A 22,827-nucleotide genomic window follows, 5' to 3' on the forward strand; every position below is an offset into this window, starting at 1 on the left:
TAACTCTTGTTAAGTTCCCTTCTTTATATGTGAGACTATATTATTTTTTACTTTTCTCCTGTTATTACAAGTGTGGGAGCTTGTGTTTCACTGGCAGAGGCAGCTGATTTCTGTCGAGTTGCAGCATTTGCCTGTGCCTCCTGCTCCAATTTTCTTATTGCTTCCAGAGTATACTTATATGAGGTGTTATAGCTGATACCTAGTAGAGCCTTGTCATATCTTGAAAAAACCATTAAAGCAATCTCTCCGTTTTCACCTATGACATTCAATGAAATTGAAGGGTCGTTGTTGCTGTAGCCTTGTCCGTTGTATTCAACTGACGCAACCTTGTCGTGAACGACATTGAACTTTTCTGCAGTTTTCTTTGCCAGCTCCACATACTCCTGGGGATTTTTGTCAAGAGCCTCGTCAAAGGCTATGGATACATTTTTGTCAAGTGTTCTGCTGTAGTTTAAAGCAAATAATTCTCCGGTAACGGAATCCACCTCAAAGCTATAACTAATCTTACCTTTAAGGACATCCGCATACCATCTCGAACGAGGGATATTGTCTGTTGCCGAATTATAACCCATTTCAACCACCTTACCCTCCAAGCTTAAGCCATATACACTCCATAAGGCCTGTGCTCCTATTTCGGCAGCATCTTTCCTTGCCATATCCTTGCTTGTGGGTTTTTGATTGCGGTAATACTCCAGATTAATGTCCCCTATTGAATAATTTGCTTTCTTGTAACCTTGTCGCACACTGTTCTTCGCTGTGCCGGATGTCTGACCCATGTAACTTACGTAGCTTGTATGAACCGTATTTGTTTTGTTATATTCCGCCGCTACGGGTAACTGTGTAATCCCCTGAAATACCATTGTGCTTACCCCGATAATCATTGCAGCTGCTATAACAGACTTTTTGACATGCTTACTTTCCGATTTGTTTGCTTTCATGTTAATCTCCCCTTATTGTTTTATTGGTAACTGTGATCACAGTTACCAGTATATAGGGCCTGAATTATAGAATCGTAATAAAGTTATTATTGAGTTGTAAAAGTTATTTTTGCCGTTGTACCTTCACCGGGACGGCTGCTAAAGCTCAGCTCTGCGTTGTGGCTTGAAGTTATCTGCTTGCACAGAGAAAGCCCCAATCCGGCACCGCCGTCGCTCCGATTCCGGGATTTTTCTCCGCGGTAGAAAGGTTCCGTAATCTGCGCAAGAACTTCGGGAGTCATACCTTTCCCGTTGTCTCGGACACTAATGGTTTTTCTTCCGGCCTCCTTGGCAGCGTTTACAATAATATGTCCGCCCTTACTGCACGCCCGTATGGCGTTATCAAGGAGATTGATGAGCATACTCTCCATAAGACAGAAGTCTCCACGGATTGTCTCTATCTGACTGTGAAATTCTATCTGAACATCTTTTCCTGACAGCTTACCATACAGCGTTTGCCTGACTGCTTCAAACAAGCCGGATACCTTCAGTTCTTCAAAGGTAATCTGATTATTCTGAAGATTTGCAAGTTCCAGCAATTGATATGCTACTGTTTGCAGTCTGCGGCTTTCGGACATGATATAATTTAGTGCCGAAAGTCTGTCGTCCTCAGATAACACAGCCTTTTGCATATATTCAGCGTATCCGTAGATAGCAGTCAGCGGTGTACGAAGCTCATGTGCAAAATTATCGACAAACTGCTGCTTTTTATCTGCGGCGTCCTTTAGCTCTGTCATATGACGCTGTATTTCCTCTGCCATATAATTAAAGCTATGGGACATCTCAGTTAGTTCATCATGGCCGGATATGGAAAGTCTGGTTTCATACGCACCGTTTGCAATATCCTTAGAGGTCTGGGTTATCTGTTTGAGAGGCCTGAATATCCGGTTCAGCACAAGAAGAAGTCCGAGAGCAAGCAGAACAGAGAGGACAAAGCCGGCGATAAACAATAGGTTTTTCAAGTCACTCCATGAGTTTATGGCTTCCGTGGTATCGTATTGATACACAAGTGTATAGGAAGCATATGGGGAGGGAAGCTTTCCTGAGACGATAACATAAGTTTTTTTGTCAACTTTCCGTATCGTTACCAAGCGGTTCCCATTACTCGGTGGTATTAAGAAATTGCTTCTTTGTACATCCGTATCCTTACTTGAATAGATAAGTTGATTATTTTTGTAAAATGCCAGCCCCACCTTGTTATCTCCGGAGAGATAACTGTAAGGCTGAAGCAGGGAGCTTAAAGACCCGTCTATTTTTGTTCCCCGGCTTTCAACAGCTTTAATATCCTTTATCAGAGCAGAGGCTATAAAATAGTGCTCCCCCAGACTCCTGTCCTCCGCTCGCTTTACCGTATCCTTGAACATTGCAACGGAAACAATAAATATTCCAAGATTAAAAAAGAGGAGAAAAAGTGCAAGAGTTGTCAAAAATGTCCTCTGCTTCATCGGCTGACCTCCAGACGATAGCCCAATTTGTAAACTGTTTTTATTCTATCTTCCCATTCCAGCTTTTTCCGAAGCTTCTGTATATGTACGTCCACGGTTCGGGTGTCTCCTTCAAAATCGTAACCCCAGACCAACTCCAGCAGTCTTTCTCTGGACAGAGCAATATTACGGTTGTTCACAAGGACTTCTAATAATTCGTATTCCTTTGGAGTACATTCCACCGATTGTCCATTATGAAATACCTGATGGCTGCTAAAATCAATTTTTACGTTTCCTGCTTCAAAACAACTTGCTGTCCTCTGTGTCCTTCGAAGAACCGCTTCAACACGAGCCAACAGTTCAAGCATCTCAAAAGGCTTTGTAAGATAATCATCCGCTCCCATTGAAAAGCCCTTGATACGGTCAGGCATACTGTTTTTCGCAGACAGAAAAATTGTAGGCGTTTTATTAGCTTGCTCTATCACCTCAAACCCGTCGAGTCCGGGCAGCATGATATCCAGAATAATCAAATCATAGGAGCGACACTGTATTTCCTGGACAGCAGCATTTCCGTCAAAAACTGAGTTACATTGGTGTCCCACAAGCTGCAGATTCCTTTTTACAAGCTCATTAATTGCCACTTCGTCCTCAACAATTAAAATAGATGCCAACTAGCTCCACCTCCTTATGTTAATTATATTATCAACATAATGTTATGGAGTTGTAAAGCCCTGAATATTTGAGCACTGGCACTGATTGCAACAGTAGTGGCTGCCAGATTAATTTTACCCATTTTGACACCTCCATTAATGCGTTTTAATTTTTTCTTAATAAAAAAGACTATTTCCTTTTCGCTGAAAAATCAGCAAATATAGAAACAGTCTCTAATTTGTTTAGTACACAAGTTTAATTTTATTTATTATAATCGCAAATCCATATAAGTAAATATGAATACTATGTTATTTTGATTATGTAGCACTTTTAATTATCTTTTTTAAATCGCTTTCGGTTTCTCCATTTCTTTTGTATCGGAAATTACAACAATCATCTCCTCTGCCCAGTGCTTTATCTAATTTCATTCCAGCCTTCATTTTCACAAACATACAATGATCAGTGGCACAAATGTACGGCATAATTTCCGATTGGTTATTTTCGCGAAAGAAATCATTAATCCCACATCGTTTGTAATCTATTCCCCATTCAAAGTCTTTCCCGTTTCCATCAACTATGTCAAATACCCAATTGAAAATATGGTCCCTTGTTTTTGAGTATCTTGCAAGTTCTCTCATATAAGCAATATGTTTTTTTGAAAATTGCTTTCGTTTCATAAGCTTCATTATAAAAGACGGATAATTGTCAATAAAGGTTTTGAAACCATAATAAATTATATCCCCTATTTGCTCCATACTTAAATCTTCCATTAAGAGATTCTCATAAATAATGTGAACTATAAATGCAAAATCCATTGTTTTCTGGAATGCATTCATATCCATTCCTATATCAGGCATATCGTCATAGCTCTTCTCTAACTTATGCATACTTTTTTCAGCAATACGCTGGTTTGCACTAACGCCTATTTTTTCTTCAATAAAGGGTTTAAAAATCTTTAAGAATTTTTTCATTTGCTTGGTTATAATCTTTTTTCTATTCACGTCCTGCTACCTCCCTAAGATTTTTATTTATAAATTGATAATATCTTTATCCAGATAGTTAACATCAATACAGTGTTCTAACATCTTTTCTATATGTATCTGTTCTAAATCAATCCATTGAAATCCCAGTTGATTAAGAATGAAATTAGTCTTCATATTATATGCAGTATACTGTTTGCTGATATTCAACTCCTTTCTTAGCAGCCCATAATTAACAAGTATACTATTTGCTTCGTTTCTGAGTTTTTTATTTTCATAGCAATTATACAAATAATCGAGAAAATCATTGGCAGAATATTTTTGCATTGTACATCCGCATTTAGAAAATAGTTCTGCAAGTTTATTTAGTTGAACATATTTATCATTAAAGATATGATACGTCTCATTTGTAAGATTACTTTTGTTAAATAGTTTTATGATAGATGCGGAAACATAGTCAACAAAGGAAAAATCATACCTAATTGACATATCGGGAATAACTTTCATCTTTAAATATGCCTTCAACACCGAGTAAAATGCATTTTCTTCAATATTCTCCTGAAATTTTCCGTTTTCAGAATCAAACACAATATTCCCAATTCTATATATATTTACTTTTAGCCCTTTTTCTCTGGCTTCTTGAATACGTTCTTCCGCTATTGCTTTTGTTTTCCCATAAAAATTCTCAATTGTATTACTGTCAGCATAGTCGTATTCATTAAAAATAGCATCTCCTGAGTGGTTGTCGTAACTTGCAAAAACTCCAATTGTTGAAATATGATTTAAATCAATCCTTCTTTCACCCATACAGAATTCCAGTATGCGCTCAACACCTCTGACATTAATTTCATAAAAGTCGTTGTAATTTCCATAATGCTTTACATTCGCAGCAGAATTTATTACACAGTCAATATGCTCTGAAAGCTCTTTGTATAAAGTAACAGGCATTCCTAAAAAGGTCTGGGTCAAATCGCCTTGTACAATATGAAGCCTTTGCTTATTTTCTTCCATAATATCTTTTGATAAATAGTACATTGCTTTTTCTTTAAGTCTTGTTTCACATTCCTCCATTGACTGTCCGTGTACTAAGAGAAAAATTTCGCTTTCGGTCTCTTTTAATAACTGTCTCAAAATATATATTCCCAGATAACCGGTACATCCAATCAATAAAATATTTTTATATTTTTTTTCCGCCAGTACATCCAGTTGTTTATATTTTAATTTGGTTTTTTTATTATACTCAGCTCGTTTTGGAGAAGAATTAATATTGACATCTGCCGCTTTCTCCTCCATAGAGTTCAACATTTCTTTCATTATATTAATTTTATTTCTTAATAAATCTTTAGAATAAAATATATTTTTCGCTAATTGCTCAATGGTTCTGTAATTAAATATATCATTAATTTCCACAACAAATTCTTTGGATAATTCAGATATAACTCTTATTATCTTAATGGAATTTCCACCTATTCTGAAGAAATCTTCATGAATGCCTACACGCTTGAGTTCTAATACTTCCTTCCAGACCTCTGCTATTTTCCTTTCTGTCTCATTACGTGGAGCCATATAATTCTTTAAGCTATTCCCGCTATTATCTATCTGCAATAATTTCTTTCTGTCAATTTTTCCATTACTGTTAAGGGGAATCCTATTGAGTTGTATAAAGTCAGACGGTATCATATATTCCGGAAGCTTTTCTTGCAGATATTGTTTCAAATTTGGAATAACATTTTCGATGAATTTAGCCCTAACGGGATTGTTTGCATAATCTGATAATTTTCCGTAAGTTTGTACCGAATCACCTCCACAAATGCAGGTATGATATCCTTTCTGAGGGTTAAGTGCTTTTTGATAGCACACTATATCGAAATATTCATCTTTACCAACTCCCGACCAAACTGCTTCAACTGCATAACCGGGATAGTTTAATGTGTAAAATTCTTCCGGAGTACAACCTGCTTCCTCAAAATCATTCCTAAGTCGCTGCCTGAACTCCTCCATAGTTGTAACGGTGTTTTCCTCCAGCAGAGCCATTTCATTAAAAGACATCTCCAGACGTCTATTTCTTATATTACGTAATCTCAAAACTTCCGGTTTTCTCTCTTCCAAAATAATTTTTATTTCTTCTGCAGCAGTTATTTCTTTTCCCCAATCAAACATTAGTATTGCAGGATTTTTCACCTGTGTATGTATGTACAAAACAGCATCATATCTGAATCTGTTTAATTCGTTCTCAATTGTTCCCCCTTTATGAAGAATTTCAATATGTGTAATATCCGGAATTTCCTTCATAAGAGCGTAGAAAAATTCAGGTGAAACTAATAATTCTGTCTCGGTTAACATGCGATTTTCAATATGCTCTCTGCAAGCATCAATAGTAATGTTATTTGAAGCTTGAAATATTTCAACGGAAGTATGAAATGCCCTCAATAGCGAAAAGTTTCTGATATCACCCAAGAATACGGCGCCTTCACCTTCAATACACCTGATAGCGTTTTTTAATACATTAACAAAATACTCTGTATTAGAGAAATATTGAGCAACAGAATTGATAATCACTGTATCAAATTTATTCCCTGAAATTTCTTTAAAATCATGGGCACTTTTATTTAAAAGGGTTAATTTATGATGAACCTCTTTATTCTTTGCTACTTTTGCAACATATTCCAGAATTTTTGTAGATATATCCGTTCCCATATAGCTTTCACACTTATCAATCAATCTGAATAACAGCATTCCCGTACCGCAACCGATTTCAAGTACTCTCTTAGGGTTCAATGCCTTAATTCGTCCAATAGCGGTATCTAACCATTCCCTCATTTCCAATTCTGATATCTGCTCACCGTTATAGCTACTCATCCATCCTGCAATATTAAAAGAATCCTCCATGCTCTTGGGTTCCAATAGGTTAATGCTATTCCATACAACTTGCCAGTCCTCCAACTGTCGCTGCTCCTCTTTTTTGATTTCCTTCTCGAACTCTTTCATGTCTTCTTTCAACACCAGATATGAAGTAAGGCTTGAATCACCGAAGCTGTCAATTTTAGCTGTAACTACATTCTCTTTTATAGCGAAGAACTGATTTGTAACTGCTTCAATTTCTCCTAGTTCTATTCTGTGGCCTCTGATTTTTACCTGATGGTCTAATCTCCCTAAATATTCAATATTTCCATCAGAAAGCCATCTGCACAAATCACCTGTTCGATATAATCTTTCTCCTGCCACAAAAGGATTCTGCAAAAATTTAGTATTGGTTAGTTCGGGATTGTTGAGATAGCCCCTTGCTAAGCCCACTCCTGATAAGCATAATTCTCCCTCAACACCAATGGGAGTAATCTGCTTATTGAAGTCTAAAATAAATGCATTTAAATTTTGAATAGGTTTTCCGATTGGTATAAAGGTCTTATGGCAGTCATTTTCCGTAATAGAATATCTTGTAGCATATACTGTAGCTTCTGTGGGCCCATATAGATTTTCTAATTGTACATGAGGTATGATTTCAAAAAACCTTCTCACAGTATCTGTGCTAATTGCTTCTCCTGCGGAAAATACATATTTCAGGCAGCTTAATTTTTTCGCTTCATCTTTATTTATTGTTCCAAGAAATACATTCAGCATAGAAGGAACAAAATTAATATGTGTCACGTCATTTTTAACTATTTCAGCTAAAATTTCGGAAGGATTTTTTTCATCACCTTTGTTCAATATAGCCAATCTCCCGCCACCAAAGAACCAACCGAATATTTCAGTCACCGATACATCAAAGGTGTAATTCGTTTTTAGTAAGTAGGTATCATTTTCAGAAACCGGGTATTGCTCCTGCATATAATACAGCAGATTTACAGCACTGTAGTTTTCTACTGTTACCCCTTTGGGATTACCGGTTGAGCCTGAGGTATAAATCATATAAGCCAGGTCATGAGGTCTGCTTTCTATTGCATTGACTCCTCCATTTTTGTTGTCATGGCATTTATTATCTATAGATAAATTCTCGCTATCTAAGCAATAAATAGCTAAACTATGGTTTGATAACGTTTCACACAAAGTGTCATAATATTGTTTCGTCGTTAACAATATAGCTATATCACTGTCTTTCAAGATAAATTGGAGCCTGTCTTTAGGACATGCGGAATCAATGGGTACATATGCACATCCGGCCTTCAAAATTGATAAAATACCAAGAATCATTTCGGGGCAGCGCTCCATTAATATTCCTATTTTCCCACCCTGCTTTGAACCACTACTCAATAACTTTTCTGCCATTACGGAAGAATAATCATGAACCTGTTTATATGTAGTCTGTTTGTCTTTATAGACAAGTGCAGTATTATCCGGTGTCTTTTGAGCTTGTTCCACAAAGATATCTATAATGGTTTTATTTTCGGGAAAGTCTTCTTTTGTGTCATTAAATTCATTAATCAGTTTGTCTTTTTCTTTTTCGTTCAATAGAATTATATCGGATACTTTCATATCCTCAGCTGCAAGAAGCTGTTCCACAACGGACAGCACATGTTTCGATATACGTTGAATATACTCATGGTCGTACAGACAGGAATTATAACTAAACCGAAAAATTATGTCTTCTGCCGGTCCCACCATAATATTGAAATCATAATTTATTTGTTCGTATACATCGTTTGTGTCAAGGCTTATTTCGATTTCAGATGCAACTTTACTATGTTCTGATATATCCTGAATGGGATAGTTTTCAAAGGCAATAATGTGGTTTAACAATTTGTCCTTTAACTCTGAATCTGTCTGTATTTCTACCAGTGGGTAATAGGAATACTTCAATGACTTTATAGCATTGTTTTGAATATTTTCCAATAATTGCAAAACAGTCGTATTCCCTTCCGATTTTACCCTTACGGGAAGAGTATTCACAAAAAGGCCTACCATTTTCTCTATTCCTTCAATTTCAGAAGGTCTTCCAGATACCACCGAGCCAAAAACAACATCATTTGTATTGTTATACTTTTGAAGAATAATTGCCCAGATTAAATGTATTACATTACTTAATGTTGCATGATTTTTTGAAGCAAAGTTTTTCAACTGCAACGTTAAGTCTTTGTTGATTCTGAATATGTATTCTTCTTTGCTGTATTCTCTTACTTTACCCGTCGATTTTAAAGCCATTATACCTGTTAACTGCTCATAGCCTCCAAGATATTCTTTCCAGTAATCTCTTGCTTCATTATTATCTTGTTTGTCTATCCAATCAACATAGTTCTTATATTCATTTATCGGAGTTAATTTCAATGGGGCACCTTTACTAAGTGTATTGTAAATGCTGAAAAACTCGTTGAATACAATTCCAAGACACCATCCATCCATTATAATGTGATGAAAACTCCAAATAATTATTTTTGTAGCTTTAGCAAAATCCAATATGGAGAGACGGATTAAATTATCATTCGATAAGTCAAACCCACGCTCCCTATCTTTATTTTTACACTTTCTTATATATTCTGACTTTTCTTCTTCCTGCATATATGAAATATCTTTATAGTAAACTTCAGAGGTTCTGTTCTTTAAAACTAGTTGCTTTGGTTTCTTTAAATCTTTATAAACAATGGAACTTCTGAAAATGTCGTAGCGCTGCATTAAAATATCAAAGCTTTTCTCAAAATTCTTAACGTTTGCTTTTCCTGTGATTTTTACACTGAACTGTTCAAAGTAAACCGATGATTTCGTATCCTTCAGGTAATGGAATAACATTCCCTCCTGCATGGGAGTGAGACTGTAAATACTTTTAATTTCTTCTGCCGGATAGCTCTTGCAGATTTCGTCAAAATCTTCTATTGAAACATAGGATGCCCCTACATCGTAGGGTGTATACTCTTTAATCTTTTTTTGGGCACAGTGATTGATAATAATCAGCAGATTTTCTTTAAACATTCTTGTAAAATCCAATATACTATCTTCCTTATATTCGTTTTTATTGAAGCTTACAAGAAACTGCAATTTATCATCCATAACACTTCCGTTAATACTGATTTTTCCTAAACTTTCGCTGTCAGGACTTAAATAGTCACCTGCACTATATGGAGAAATACCTATAAATCCTTTATCCATGCCCCCATCAAACTGTCCCAGATAATTAAAAGTAATTTCGTTCTCGTACTCTAACTTCTCTCTTATCGTGTAGTCGGCATTATTCTTGAGTAACTGATATCCCACTCCCTTATCCGGTATGTGACGGATTGCCTCTTTCACTGTTTTAATTGCATGGGAAATATCCTCTGCTTTCTCCATATCCAATAGCAAAGGGTATTGGGAAGTAAACCAGCCCACTGTTCTGGTTACATCTATATTTTTAGCTATATTTTCTCTTCCGTGTCCCTCCATGCTAATCAAAATATGGTCAAGATTCTTCCATGCTTTAATTGAAACTCCTAATGCAGTAAGTAAAATATCATTTGCCTCTGTGTTGTATGCTCTGTTGGTTTCCTTTAAGAAGCGATATGTGTCTTCTTTACTTAGAGAAAGCTTGCATTCCCTATTGTCTCTTATTTTTCTTGTTTGGATTTCATTGTCTACCGGTAACTTACATTGTCTTGAAACGATATTTTCCCAATATCTTCTCTGCCTTCCTGCTTCTTTTGAATTTCCGTACTCTTCTAAAGCCATTGCCCACTGGCGGTAAGAACAGGTTTTATCTGAAAATCCAAAATCCGTTCCATTTTGCAATTGTTCATATCCAGCTTTAAAATCCTCAAGAATAATTCTAAAGGAAACTGCATCCACCACTAAGTGATGTATGGCAATGATAAAATGATCCCCCTGATTGGTTTTAAACAACCCCAGTTTTACCAAAGGGCCCGTTTCAAGGTTTATTCCGGCTTGAATTTTTCCAGCTTCCTTTTCGATTACATCTTGACAACTCTCGTTATCATAAATCTCTTTTACATCAATTGAAAATAGGTTTTCACTATCAATGCTTCTGATGTACTGAAGGACTTGTCCGTCTTTTTCTGTAAATTTTGCCCGGAGTATATCGTGGTGCTTTACTATATTTTCAAAGACCTTTTTCACGATTTTTTCATCAAACCCATATGGGTTATATAAAAACATTGCCTGATTGAAATGATGACGGTTTGTAAAATTACATTCAAAAAACCATTTTTGTATAGGTGTCAACGGGGCTTCTCCCTCTGAGATTTCCTCGGCATAATTTGCATCGGAACTTTCATTTACAAAGGTCGCTGTACCTCTAACTGTAGGATTGCTAAGTAAATCCTTGATTTCCAGTTTCATTTTATATTTATTCAGTCTGGAGGAAACCTGTATTGCCTTGATGGAATCACCGCCACAATCAAAAAAGCTGTCGTCAATTCCAACCCTTTTAACCCCCAGAACTTCCTGCCATATTTTACATAGTTTTTCTTCTATGTGATTTGTTGGAGGCTGATATTCCAGCTCACTGTCTGGACTTGTGGGAATAGGTAGCTCAAGCAAAGCTTTTCGGTCAACCTTCCCATTCTGTGTCAATGGCATGGTGTCTATTTTCACAATATAAGAAGGTATCATATAGTCAGGCAGTTTTTCAGATAACACCTTTTTAAGCTTGGCAGGGTCTATTTCCTGAGTACCTGTATAATAAGCAATAAGATATTTATTTTCATTACTATCTTCTTTATCTAAAACAACAACTTCTTTTATGGACTCAATCTTCTGGAATTGTATTTCTACTTCACTCAGTTCAATACGGTAACCTCTAATTTTAACCTGTTTATCCATCCTGCCCAGAAATTCGATATTTCCGTCAGGCAGCCATCTTGCAAGGTCTCCTGTCAGATATAGTTTTTCACCCGGCTGATAGGGGTTATCCACAAACTTTTCTTTCGTCAGTTCATCTTGATTCAAGTAGCCTTTTGCCAAGCTGTCTCCACTAATACAAAGCTGACCTATTGCTCTCACAGGAACTAAATTATTCCTTTTGTCTAAAATAAAGATTTTTATATTTGAAATAGGTTTTCCAATGGGTATGTTTTCGTAAGCTTTATCAACACAGAAGCTTGTGGCCACAACTGTGTTCTCGGTTGGTCCATAATTATTGACTAATTGATAATTGTTTTTTGTATAGCTCTTAATCTTATCTCCGCCAGTCAATAAAAATCTCAAACTCTTATTTTCAAGCTTCATGAACTGTTCACATAATTGCGTCGGTAAAAAACTTATGGTAACTTTGTTTTCCTCAAAATAATCATTAAGTTTTTTAATATCTAAACGTATTTCATCACTGATAATGTGAAGTGACGCTCCTTTAATAAGGTAAGGGAATATTTCCCATACGGATGCATCAAAGCCAACCCCCGAATATTTTGTGGCTGCATCCTCTGCCTTAATCTGATAATAAGTATTATGCCAGAAACACAAATTAATCAGAGATTTATGGCTTACAATTACTCCTTTAGGATTTCCAGAAGAACCTGAGGTATAAATCACATACGCTGCATCGTCAGGAAGTAATCCGGCTTTGGGATTATGTGCTGCAACAGAATAAAGGGTCTCATCATTCAGATTAAGCACAGTACCCTCAAACACTAAGTACTCCATATGCTTCTCTTGTGTCAGTAAGATACGGGGTTTGCTGTCCTCCAACATATATCGTATACGTTGTGCAGGATATGAAGGGTCAATGGGCAAATAAGGGCATCCTGATTTCAGCACAGCTATTATAGCAATTATCATTTCCAAGGAATGTTCTGCTATGATTCCTACTATCTCACCTGATTGCAGACCATTTTCTTTTAAATGTAAAGCCACCTGATTGGCCTTTTCATTTAACTCCTTGTATGTCAGAGTTCTATTTTGAAATACAACTGCAATAGCATTTGGGGATTTTTCAACTATTTCTTCAAATAGCTGCTTTACTGTTTTGTCTTTGGGATATTCTGATGTTGTTTTATTAAATTCACAGATTAGCTGTAATCTTTCTTCTGCCGAGAGAATATCTATATCCTCAAGTCTAATATTAAAATCTTCAGTAACAGTCAGGAACACCTGCTTTAAATGGTTAAAAATCTCATTTATAATGCTTTGTTCAAATAAGCGGGAATCATATTCAATTCTAACTGTTAAAGAATTTACCATACTAAATATAATCTTTACGGGGCAGTATATATTTTCTAGTAATTTAAAAGCATGAAGCTCTTCCAGTGCCACAATTATTTTATATATATTTTGCTCCGTCCCATAGCTTTTTCCCCATATATATTCAAAGGGATAGTTTGATTTTTCATATGCTTCATGTATTGTATTTTTAACCTCTATAATCAACTCTTTAAAAGCTTTATCCTGTAATACCGTTCTTATGGGAATAAGTTCATTTAAACTCTTTTCTTCCTCACCCTTGTACACGGGTACACCTACTAAAATATCAGCACTGTTGGTATAGCGGTTCAATATTATCTGTGTAACTGCTAACAGAATAACATAAGCCATATGATATGAATTATTACTGACTTTCATGATTGCTTGATAAACTTTATCCGGCAGTTTATACTCAGAACGGCTAATTTTGCTTGTCTTTTTATTGCTTACTGCAAAGTCAGGAAGAAATCCGCACATTTCAGTGCTTCCGGACAATTTTTTCTCCCAATATTCCTGTTCTGCTTGAAAGCTATTATTTTTTATAATAATATTTCTCGTAATCTTATCCATTCTAAGTACTTCCCCCTAATCTCAGTTAAAAAATAAAATCCAGCTCATTTAAATTGTCCAGCTTATGACTTGTTAAATTTTCTCCAACCAAATTAATATCACCAATGAGCTGTTCCCTGTTTTTAACCATAGCTTCAACAATTTTACCGTAGTGTATTGTCATTTGTTCAATGGTATCTCTCTTATAGAGTCCAATGCAATATTCAACATCAAAATAAAGACTTTCATTTTGTTCTACCCCATTAAAGGTTATATCAAATTTTGATATTTTAAGAGATACTTCGTAGTCCTCAAAAACTAAATTATCTATATTCAGAGAAGTAATTTCAATATTTTGCAGTACAAACATAGTATCAAATAATGGATTTCTGCCTGCTGCTTTTTTTATATCAAGATTATTTAGAAGGGTTTCAAATTCATAATCCTGATTTTCCAACACATTGAGTACCTTTTCTCTTACTTCACCAAGGTACTGAATAATGGTTTTTTCCTTTGTGGGATAATTACGAATTGCAATGGTATTTACAAACATACCAACCGTATCCTGTATATCCGGATGATTCCTTCCCGATACAATTGAGCCTACAATAATATCTTCTTCACCGGAATACTTATGAAGCAATATGGTGTAGGCTGCTAACAGAATCATATACAGAGTTGAGCCTGTTTCTTTTGCCAGAATATTCAATTTTTCTGTAGTTGCTTTATCTATGGCAAACTGTATACGATTACCTTCATACTGCTGTATAGCACCTCTTTCATAATCCAGAGGCAATTCAAAATCAGGTAGTTTCCCCTTGAGCTCCTTTGTCCAGAATTCCTCCTGCTGTCCTTTATCTCGATTTTTTTCTTTCCACTCTGTAAAATCCTTATATTGAACACGATTTTTCGGTAGTATCTGACCTTGATGTAATCCTGCCATTTCCCTTAAAATGATATTCATAGATACTCCGTCACATATAATGTGATGCATATCTATCATCATAAAATGTTCGTTCTGGCTCTTCATTATAAATCTGATACGAATTAGTGATTCATCTTTCAACTGAAAAGGTCTTATAAATTCGCATATGGCAGAATCAATGGTTTCATTTTCTTTTAAATCCTTCCAATCAAATGCTGTGGCTACTTTATCATGGATTTTTTGATAAATTTCATCCCCTACCATCTCAAAGGATGTTCTAAGTGCCTCATGTCTCTGAACAATTGTTTCAAAGATATTCTTAAATTTCAGATAATCAACTTCTCCCTTTATTTTCATAACAAAAGGCATATTATAAACAAGGGATTCTTTATCAATCATATTTATTGTGAACAACCTCTTTTGCACTGAAGAAACCAAATAGTATTCTCTTTTTTCTATAGAAGCTATAGGGCAATATATGGTTTTATCACAATTCTTTATGTATGCCGCTATTTCTTTTACTGCTTGCAGAATATACAGCTGTTTTATTGGAATCTCTACATTGAACTCCTTGTATATCCTTGAAAGAAGTACTGTGGCTTTCAAAGAATGTCCGCCTATTTCAAAAAAGTTATCGTTGATTCCTACTTTATCGCTACCAAGTATTTCTTTCCATATCGCTAAAATTTTTTCTTCAGTAGTGTTTCCTGCAACTTCAAAATCAGAAGCCTCTATTCTCTCAATACCTTCAGTAAGCAAAGCTTTCCTGTCTATTTTTCCATTGCGGGTCAACGGCATTTTGGACAAATAAACGAAGTAGGAAGGTATCATGTAATCCGGCAAATCAGCAATCAAAACTTTTTTGATTTCACTCTTTTCAAGTTCCTGATTAGCTGTATAATATGCAACAAGATACCTGTTTCCGGCACTATCTTCTTTATCAATTACAGCAACCTCATTTATCTGTTCATGCTTAAGCATACTTGCTTCAATTTCTCCAAGTTCAATACGAAATCCCCGTATTTTTACCTGATAATCCATTCTTCCTAAAAATTCAAGATTACCGTCAGGCAGCCATCTTGCAAGATCCCCGGTCAGATACATTTTTTCTCCAAGGAGGAATGGGTTAGGTATAAATTTTTCATTTGTCATCTTTTCCTGATTCAGGTATCCTTTTGCAAGCCCAACTCCACTGATGCAAAGTTGACCTGCTACCCCTTTGGGAACTAACCTGTGAAATTTGTCTAAGACATAAACCTTGAAATTTGATATGGGTTTACCGATAGATAAACGATTCTGCTGTTTTGAACAATCGGTGCAAACAGTTGCGCATACCGTTGTTTCTGTAGGCCCATATGCATTAATGTATTCTGTTGTTTTACTCCATTTATCAACAATTGCTTCTGAGGTCTCAGAACCGGCAGTTATTAATTTACGCAACGAATGAATTTTATCACTTTCCAAATACGTCACATACGCCGGAGGAAATGTGGCAATTGTTATATTGTTTTTGTTTATATAAGCTCCCAGTTTACTAAAATCACCAATTGTATCGTTACTTGGAATAGAAAGTGTTCCCCCAATTAAAAGTGCCATGGTAAATTCCCATACCGAGGCGTCAAAGGACAAATTTGCGAATTGCAATATATTATCACTTTGGAGTATTTTTAAATCCTTTTGGAAGTAATCCTTCAAATTCGCAACTCCAATATGGTTTACCATAACTCCTTTAGGTTTACCCGTAGAACCTGAGGTATAGATAACATATGCCGTGTCTTCTGCTTTGCTCCTTATTGAACCTTCACCAAAATACTCATTCACAGAAGAGGCATTAATGTCTGTGTAATATACGATTTTTCCATCAAACTTCATATTACATTCAATATCTGAACAGCAAAGAAGAATATCCGTTTTACTATCCTGTAGCATATAATCTATTCGATGCACGGGATAGGTATAATCAACTGGAAGATACGCTCCTCCTGCTTTTAGTATTCCTAAGATTCCAATAATAACCTCAACAGTACGTTCTCCGGTGACAGCTACTATTTTCCCCTTTTCCACTCCCATTTTCACCAAAAAATCTGCTACAGTATTGGCTTTTTCATTTAATTCGATATATGTAAGTTTTTTATCTTCATCTTGTACTGCTATATAATCAGGCTTCTGTTTAACTACTTCTTCAAATAATTCCTGAATGGTTTTATCTTTTATAAACTGGCGTTCTGTATTGTTAAAATCAATCAAAAGTTCTTTCTTTTCATTTTCAGTAAGAATATCTAAACTATCAAGTTCCTCTAAGGGGTTCTTAATGATTTTTACTATTAACTGCTGAAAGTGCCCTGCCATTTCAGTAATACTATATTGGTCATACATCCTTTTGTTATAACTGAACTTTATAATTGTTTCTTCCCCAGGCCCTATAATGATATTAAAATCATAATTTGCCTGTTCATGAGCTTCAATTTTGCTCAGATGTACTCCGAAGTGTTCGGCATTCATTTCAACGGGATAATTTTCAAACACCATTATATGATTAATTAAACTGTCGTTCGGTGCCGTAAGGGACTGTATATCCGCCAAAGAGCAATAAGAATATTCATTGGATATCATAAAATCACTGTTAACCTTTTTTAGTAATTCTATAAAAGTTATTTCTTTTTCTGATTTAACACGAACCGGAAGGGTATTAATAAATAATCCTACCATATCTTCAATACCCTCAATTGCTGTCGGTCTGCAAGATACTACAGAACCAAAAGCCACGTCTTCTGAATTATTATAGCGTTGCAAGAGAATTGCCCAAACCGAAAGAAAAACTGAGTTTAAAGTCACCTGATTTTTCTGTGCTATATTTATTAAATCCGTTGTAGTATCCTTGTCCAAACTGAACAAATATTCTCCTTTTGCATAGCCTTTATCTTTTTTACGCATATGTAACGGTTTAGCAGGTTGGGCATACTCCTCCAGATAGTTTTTCCAATATCTGATTGCAATTTCCTTATCCTGCTTCTCAATCCACTCAATATAGTTTTTGTATTCAGTCACAGGTGTATGCTTTATCTCTTTTCCCAAAGCCAAACTGCCATAAGCTTCAAAAAAGTCTTTTAATATGATTCCCAGACACCAGCCGTCCATAATGATATGATGAAAATTCCATATCATCTTAAATTCATTTACCCTTACCTTAATAATAGAAAGCCTCACTAACTTCTCTCTAGTAATGAAAAAACCACGGTCTATTTCTTGTTTTTTGACTTTTTCTATATACTTTTCTTTTTCTATTTCAGTGTAATTGCTTATATTCTGATAGCTAACCTTGCTTTCCATATTCTTAAAAACAATTTGAAGTGCATTTTCTACATTCTTATAAATAAATAATGTACGAAAAACATCATATTTCTGTGTGAGATAATTAAAGCTTTTTTGAATAATGTCAGGGTTAAGCTCTTCCACGTTCATAGTCAACTGTTCAAAATATAGAGCCGGATTCTCATCTTTCAGATAATGAAAAAACAGGCCTTCTTGCATGGGGGTTAATCTATATATACTTTGAATTTCATTTAAGGGATATTGTCTCCCTATTTCTTCAAAATCAGTGAGACTTATTTTTGATGCTCCCACATCATATGGAGTCAATTCTCTTTCCTTCTTATTCACACAATGACTGATAACCGCTAAAAGTTCATTCATATAGATTTTTGCAAACTCAGAAATATTGTCCTCTTTGTATTCTCTCATGTCATAGTTAATCTGAAATTTTAACTTGCTCCCTGTTATGCTTCCATTTATACTGATTTTCCATAAACTTTCGTTATCAGTACTGCTGCATTCACCTACTCCGAAATCTGATATTTCAACTACTTCTTTATCAATATCCTGTCCGAATTCTCCCAGATAATTAAAAGAAATCTCATTTGCATATGCCAATTCTTTGTAATCAGTATCTTCTCCGAGATACTTGATTATCTGATATCCTATTCCCTTGTCAGGTATATTGCGTATGGTTTCCTTTGTCTTTTTAATAATGCAGGATATATAAGTGTTTTTCATATCCAAAAGCAACGGGTATTGCGTGGTAAACCATCCCACCGTTCTTGACACATCTATGTACTTTCCTATCTTTTCCCTTCCATGTCCTTCCATACTGACAAGAATGCTGTTAATGCCAATCCACTTCTTTAGTGCAAGCCCCAGTGCTGACAAGAGAAGGTCATTGGCTTCTGTGTTGTATGCCTTATGCGCTTCTCTGAGAAACTGTTTTGTTTCTGTTTCACCTAATACGATTTCAATATTATTGCTATTGCAGACTTTTCTTGTAATTACTTCATTATCTACAGGCAAGGGAGAATATTGTGCTACTATATTCTTCCAATATTGTTTTTCTCCCTGTAACTCTTTAGCTTTGACATAATCCCTTAATGCATTAGTCCATTGCCTATAAGAACAGGTCTTATCAAACAACTCCACTTTCCTGCCTGCCTGTATTTGCTTATAACCGTGGACAAAGTCCTCCATGATAATGCGGAAGGATACTGCATCTACAACTAAGTGGTGTATGACGATTAATAGATAAGCACCCTTATGTGTTTGAAACAGTCCCAACTTAACCATAGGCCCTTTTTCCAAATCAAGCTCCTTCTGTATTCCGGTTGCGGTCTTTTCAATAAAAGCTTTGATATTTTCTTCAGGAGCAATATTTTGTACTTCGTAGGTATAAAGTGGTTCTTTTAGAGGATTTTTTAAATACTGCCGCACTTTATCTTTATCTCTTGTATATGTCATTCTTAATGCATCATGCTGCTTTATTATTTTGTCAAAAACTCTTTTTACTATATCCTCAGAGAAACCTTCAGATTTATATAAAAGTACCGCCTGATTCCAATGATTTTCTTTTTTAAGTTTCTGTTCAAAAAACCATTCTTGAATTGGTGAGAGAGCAACTTCACCCTCTAAAGCTTCGTCCACAATACTTGCTGCCCCTATCTCTCTTACATAGAAGGCTACTTCTCTTATTGTGGGATTACTCAATAAATCCTTTATTTCAAGTTTCATTTTGTACTTATTTAATCTGGACGCAATCTGAATTGCTTTTATTGAATCACCACCTAAATCAAAGAAACTATCATCTATTCCTATTTGTTTTGCGTTTAATATTTGCTTCCATATTTTACATAAATTTGATTCAACTTTATTTCTAGGCTCTGCATACTCAGTATTTTCGCCATTACCAGTCTCAAATTGCAGCTCCAACAGAGCATTCCGGTCTACCTTTCCATGCTGTGTTAAAGGCATCTCCTCTGTCTTAACAAAATAAGAGGGTATCATATAATCCGGAAGTTCTTTTGATAAATGCCTTTTTATATAAGCTGCATCCAATTCCTTGATTCCGGTATAAAAAGCAACCAGATATTTATTGTTGTTACTGTCTTGTTTATCTAAAACAATAGTCTCTTTTATTTGCTCAATTTTTAGAAGTTGTTCTTCTATTTCACCTAATTCAATACGAAAGCCTCTTATTTTTACTTGATAGTCCTGCCTTCCCATGAATTGAATTAATCCGTCCGGCGTCCATTTTCCAACGTCCCCGGTCAAATACATTTTCTCATTGGGCAGAAACGGATGCTCAATGAATTTTATTCTCGTCAGCTCCGGCTGATTCAAATAGCCTTTTGCCAAACCATCTCCACTGATACATATCTGGCCTCTTACACCTATTGGTACCAATTGATTCTTTTTATCCAGTATGTATACTTTTGTATTCGGTATGGGTTTACCAATTGAAATAACCTCAGTGTTCGCTTCATTTGCCCTCCAATACGTTGCGCAAACAGTAGTCTCAGTAGGGCCATAAGCGTTAATATATTGAAGTTTGCTGCTCCATTTTTTTACAATGGCATCAGTTGTTTCAGACCCGGCTGTAATAAGTAACTTCAAAGCATGAATGTTGTCACTCTCCAAATGGACAGCATATGCAGGCGGTAATGTTGCGACAGTTATGTTATTGTCATTGATGAATTTTTCCATCTTCCTTAAATCATTAATAGTATCTTTCCTTGGAATGTATAAAGTGCCTCCTATTAATAGAGCCATCATGATTTCCCATACTGATGCGTCAAAAGATATACTTGCAAACTGTAAAATGTTGTCCTCTTTATTAATGTTCAAATCATGTTCAAAGTAGCTTTTCAGATTGGCTATTCCAATATGACCTACCATAACTCCTTTTGGCTTACCTGTGGAGCCGGAAGTATAAATAACATATGCTAAGTCTTGAGGAGTACTTCTTCCAACCAAACTGCAAGTTTCACCAAAAACAGTTTCCCTCAGCATTTCATCCATAATCAGAAATTCCCCATTAAATTCAGGTGTATACTCCAGTTTGGAGGTGCACAGCAAAATTGTAGTTTTGCTGTCTTCCAGCATATATTCAACACGGCTCTTTGGATAATTGTCCGAAATGGGTAAATACGCTCCTCCTGCCTTTAAAATCCCAATAATCCCAATTATCATTGTTGCAGAAGGTTCACCGGTAACAGCAACTAAAGTTCCGGATGTTACCCCTTTTTTTACTAATATTTTAGCAACTTGATTAGCTTGTGTATTTATAAGACTATAGGTCAATTTCTTATCTTCATCAAAAACTGCTATTTTCTCAGGTACTTCCTTTGCTTGCTCCTCAAACAGTTCTTGTATTGTTTTTTCTTTATTATAATCTCTGTCAGTGCTGCAAAAATCCTCAAGTAATTGTCTTTTCTCCTGACTGGCGAGGATATTAAGGTTTTCCAGCGTCTCGTGGGGATTATGAAGTATACTTGTAATTAACTCCTGCAAGTGAACCGTCAGCCTTTTTATGGTATCCCGGGCAAATAGTTTAACGCAATATTCTATTTGAAAATGAAGCCTATTGTTTTCTTCAGATGCAATAAGTGTTAAGTCAAACTTTGAAAACTTAAACCGCTTATTGTATTTCTTGAAAACAAGCCCACCAAGCTGTATTGAAGTATTTGCCACATCTTCAAAAACGAACATTGTATCAAAAAGGGGATTTCTGCTCATGTCTCTCTTTGATGGCAATTTATCTGTTAAAAATTCAAATTGGCAGTCTTGGTTATCAAAAGCTTTCAAAGTAGTCTGCTTCATTTCTTCCAAGTATTGTAAAAATGTTTTTTTACCTTCAGGATAGCTTCTGATTGCAATGGTGTTTACAAACATTCCTATTATATCCTGTAAATCTGCGTGTGTCCTTCCCGAAACAGGAGTACCTACTACAAGGTCTTCTTGTGAGGTATATTTATACATTAGTATGTTATATACGCAAAATAGCAGCATGTATAATGTAGTTCCGGTTTTTGCGGTGAGTCCCTTTAGCATCTCCGTAGTTTTCTGACTAAGCACAAAATCTATTCTGTCACCTTCAAAGGATTGAATAAGAGGTCTTTTATAGTCCATAGGCAGCTCAAGTATAGGCACAGGTTCAGAAAAGACTTTTTTCCAATAGTCTTGCTGCTTCTTAAAAAGACCTTTTTTAGTACTTTCATTTTGCCATATTGCATAATCCCTGTATTGCAGTCTTAATGGCTGCAAAGGCCTTCCCTCATAGAGTTCCTTTAAATCTGACAACATTATATCAACTGATATTCCATCTGCTGCAATATGATGAACATCAATAACAATTATGTGCTGATTTTCGTTCTTCTGTATAACAGTTACTCTTATTAAGGGAGCAGTACTTAAATCAAAAGGCCGGATAGCAGCATCAATAAATTTCTCCTCATTTTCTCCTGCCTGCAATTCAACAAAATTAACCCTTAGCACTAAATCTTCATTTATTTTCTGTACAACCCTATCATCCTGTATTTCAAAATATGTCCTCAAAGACTCATGTCTTCGTACTATCGCACAAAACGCATCCTGAAGTCTTCTTTTATCCAAATAACCTTCTATCTCCATAATTAACGGTATATTGTACACCGTACCTGTTCCATCCAATTGACATACGGTAAATATTCTTTTTTGGCTTGAGGACACAATATAGTATTCCTGTTTGTCCAATGCCTGTATATCAGTAAATTCAGCAGCCTCCTCCTGATTGAATTCGTCCGTTTCCTGAACCAATTCCTCTAAACTATATCCCAGTTCTTCCTCCAATTCTTTTCTTTGTTCATATGTCAGCTTTTGTATTCTATTTAATAAATCCTTGTCCATTTGGTAACCTCTTTCTA

6 protein-coding genes are annotated in these 22,827 nt (G+C 35.6%); all 6 read right to left on the reverse strand.

From position 1 onward, the window contains the following. Positions 1 to 47: 47 nt before the first annotated feature. Entirely contained in the window at positions 48 to 938 is an 891-nt protein-coding gene (locus P0092_RS11665; RefSeq protein WP_004618127.1) for a hypothetical protein, read from the reverse strand. A gap of 86 nt (positions 939 to 1,024) precedes the next feature. Next, positions 1,025 to 2,422: a sensor histidine kinase gene (locus P0092_RS11670; protein ID WP_004618126.1), complete on the reverse strand. Its 1,398-nt coding sequence runs from the start codon at positions 2,420 to 2,422 to the stop codon at positions 1,025 to 1,027. Continuing rightward, positions 2,419 to 3,072 (reverse strand): response regulator transcription factor, encoded by a 654-nt coding sequence (locus P0092_RS11675; RefSeq protein WP_004618124.1) that lies wholly within the window; start codon positions 3,070 to 3,072, stop codon positions 2,419 to 2,421. The genes P0092_RS11670 and P0092_RS11675 overlap by 4 nt, the downstream gene beginning before the upstream one ends. Before the next feature lie 297 nt (positions 3,073 to 3,369). Continuing rightward, a complete protein-coding gene (locus P0092_RS11680; protein WP_004618119.1) occupies positions 3,370 to 4,053 on the reverse strand; it encodes an L-2-amino-thiazoline-4-carboxylic acid hydrolase in 684 nt (227 codons plus the stop codon). A gap of 27 nt (positions 4,054 to 4,080) precedes the next feature. Further along, positions 4,081 to 13,698 (reverse strand): non-ribosomal peptide synthetase, encoded by a 9,618-nt coding sequence (locus P0092_RS11685; protein WP_004618118.1) that lies wholly within the window; start codon positions 13,696 to 13,698, stop codon positions 4,081 to 4,083. A gap of 25 nt (positions 13,699 to 13,723) precedes the next feature. After that, entirely contained in the window at positions 13,724 to 22,810 is a 9,087-nt protein-coding gene (locus P0092_RS11690) for a non-ribosomal peptide synthetase (RefSeq protein WP_004618116.1), read from the reverse strand. Between the last annotated feature and the right edge of the window lie 17 nt (positions 22,811 to 22,827).

The organism is Ruminiclostridium papyrosolvens DSM 2782 (assembly GCF_029318685.1).
GTDB lineage: Bacteria > Bacillota > Clostridia > Acetivibrionales > DSM-1351 > Ruminiclostridium > Ruminiclostridium papyrosolvens.

Coding starts and splice junctions, on each gene's coding strand:
- P0092_RS11690 (WP_004618116.1), bottom strand. CDS start 22,810: ATGGACAAGGATTTATTAAATAGAATACAAAAGCTGACATATGAACAA.
- P0092_RS11665 (WP_004618127.1), bottom strand. CDS start 938: ATGAAAGCAAACAAATCGGAAAGTAAGCATGTCAAAAAGTCTGTTATA.
- P0092_RS11670 (WP_004618126.1), bottom strand. CDS start 2,422: ATGAAGCAGAGGACATTTTTGACAACTCTTGCACTTTTTCTCCTCTTT.
- P0092_RS11685 (WP_004618118.1), bottom strand. CDS start 13,698: ATGGATAAGATTACGAGAAATATTATTATAAAAAATAATAGCTTTCAA.